General features: G+C 44.2%; 1 pseudogene. It reads right to left on the bottom strand.

The features are described from left to right. Positions 1 to 26: 26 nt before the first annotated feature. Positions 27 to 269, bottom strand: a pseudogene (locus R0J87_RS20830) (CpsD/CapB family tyrosine-protein kinase); the annotation flags it as partial.

Below are 269 nucleotides of genomic sequence, written 5' to 3'. Positions count from 1 at the left end.
AAAGAGCAAAAGAGGAAAACCCTCTTTTACTCAGCGTTTCCGTAATATTGATAGTAATAGCTGTCTTTAGCGAGCACGAAGTTATTAAGCACCGCACCGATCAGCTTACTGTTGGAAGCTTCAATAGCTTCTTTTGCTTTAGCCGCCATTTCCTTTTCGGTCGTTCCAGAGTTAACAACAAGAATCGCACCGTCACATTTATTCGCAAGCACTTGGCCATCCGTTACAGACAAGACCGGTGGCGCATCAAAAATGACGACATCGTAACG

The sequence above is a fragment of the Halomonas sp. SIMBA_159 genome, assembly GCF_046536035.1.
Taxonomy (GTDB): Bacteria; Pseudomonadota; Gammaproteobacteria; order Pseudomonadales; family Halomonadaceae; genus Vreelandella; species Vreelandella venusta_A.
Note: the sequence above shows the minus strand (reverse complement) of the source record. Positions and strands in the feature narration are given on the sequence as shown.